This window comes from Rhizobacter sp. P2_H2, from assembly GCF_056403375.1.
Window position 1 is genome coordinate 1 of record NZ_JBFUFP010001106.1, and the last position, 1,726, is coordinate 1,726.

A 1,726-nucleotide genomic window follows, 5' to 3' on the forward strand; every position below is an offset into this window, starting at 1 on the left:
GGCCGAGGCCGTCGATGATCAGCGGGTACAGCGTGCCCAGCAGCACCGAGCCGGCGGCCACCATCAGCAGCACGTTGTTGACCAGCAGCAGCGTCTCGCGCGAGAACAGCGCGAACGCGCCGCCCAGGCCGACCTTGGGCGCGCGGTAGGCGAACAGGCTCAGCGAGCCGCCGATCACGGCGCTGAGGAACAGCAGGATGAAGATGCCGCGGCGCGGGTCGGTGGCGAAGGCGTGCACCGAGGTCAGCACGCCGGAGCGGACCAGGAAGGTGCCGAGCAGCGACAGCGAGAACGCGCAGATCGCGAGCAGCACGGTCCAGTTCTTGAAGCTGCCGCGTTTCTCGGTGACGGCCAGCGAGTGGATCAGCGCGGTGCCGACCAGCCACGGCATGAACGACGCGTTCTCGACCGGATCCCAGAACCACCAGCCGCCCCAGCCGAGCTCGTAGTAGGCCCAGTACGAGCCCAACGCTATGCCCAAAGTGAGGAAAGTCCACGCGACGTTGGTCCATGGGCGCGACCAACGGGCCCAGGCGGCGTCGAGCGTGCCGGCCAGCAGCGCGGCGATCGCGAAGGCGAAGGCGACCGAGAAGCCGACGTAGCCCATGTAGAGCATCGGCGGGTGGACGATGAGGCCGGRGTCCTGCAGCAGCGGGTTCAGGTCCTGGCCTTCGGCGGCGGCCGGGATCAGCCGGTCGAACGGGTTGGACGTGAGCAGCATGAACGCGAGGAAGCCGGCGGCGACCAGGCCGAGCACGCCGATGACGCGCGCGACCATCGGCAGCGGCAGCTGGCGCGACAGCAGGCTGACGGCGAGCGTCCAGCYGTTGAGCATCAGCAGCCACAGCAGCAGCGAGCCTTCGTGGCCGCCCCAGACGGCGGCGGCGCGGTAGGCGGTGGGCAGCTGCGAGTTCGAGTGCTGGGCGACGTAGAGCACCGAGAAGTCGTTGGCGACGAAGGCCTGCATCAGGCAGGCGAACGCGAACGCGACGAGCAGGAACTGCGTCTGCGCGGCGGGCCGTGCGAGCGAGGTCCAGGCGGGCTTGTTCTGGTGGGCGCCGACGATCGGCAGCACGCCCTGGACGATCGAGACCAGGAACGCGAGGATCAGCGCGAGGTGGCCGAGTTCGGGAGTCATTTGAGCGTGTTCCTCATCTTCTTGGCCTCTTCGACCGCGTGGGCGGCCTCGGGCGGCATGTAGTTCTCGTCGTGCTTGGCGAGCACTTCGGTGGCGACGAAGGCGTCCCCGTCGAGCTTGCCTTGCACGACAGCGCCCTTGCCCTCCTGGAACAGGTCGGGAAGGATGCCGGTGTAGCGCACGGCGACGTCCTTGGCGGTGTCGGTGATCGTGAAGCTGACGGTCATCTGGTCGCGCTTCAGGGTGCCCTGGCGGACCATGCCGCCGACGCGGAACGCACGGTCTTTCGGGGCTTCGCCGGACACCACCTGCGTGGGCGTGAAGAAGAACGCGACGTTGCTGTTCAGCGCGTTCAGCACGAGTGCTGCGGCGACGCCGAGGCTGGCGACGGCACCGACGATGATGGCTAGGCGTTTGTGGCGGGGCTTCATGTTTGTCTGGTCACTCTGTTGTCTTGCTTGGCGCGTGCGGGGCGGCGGGCGGTATGCGCTGGGGGCTCAGCTGGGTCGGTCGGCCCTGGCGGGCCGACTTCACGAAGAAGATCGGTGTCGGGTCTGCATCGGCAAACTCCCTCCACTCACTTCGTTC

Annotated in this window: 2 protein-coding genes; both read right to left on the reverse strand. The window is 68.1% G+C overall.

Features of this window, described 5'->3' with window-relative positions:
* The coding region (locus AC1D15_RS30525) for a heme lyase CcmF/NrfE family subunit (RefSeq protein ID WP_477828979.1) at positions 1-1,138 on the reverse strand (1,138 nt) is incomplete at its 3' end.
* Positions 1,135-1,569 carry a cytochrome c maturation protein CcmE gene (ccmE, locus tag AC1D15_RS30530; RefSeq protein WP_047511894.1) on the reverse strand — a complete coding sequence of 145 codons (435 nt, stop codon included), beginning with the start codon at positions 1,567-1,569 and terminating at the stop codon, positions 1,135-1,137. The genes AC1D15_RS30525 and ccmE, both read right to left, overlap by 4 nt.
* Between the last annotated feature and the right edge of the window lie 157 nt (positions 1,570-1,726).

What these genes read in the sequence shown, in the direction of transcription:
- ccmE (WP_047511894.1), bottom strand. Translation starts at nt 1,569, where the DNA reads ATGAAGCCCCGCCACAAACGCCTAGCCATCATCGTCGGTGCCGTCGCC.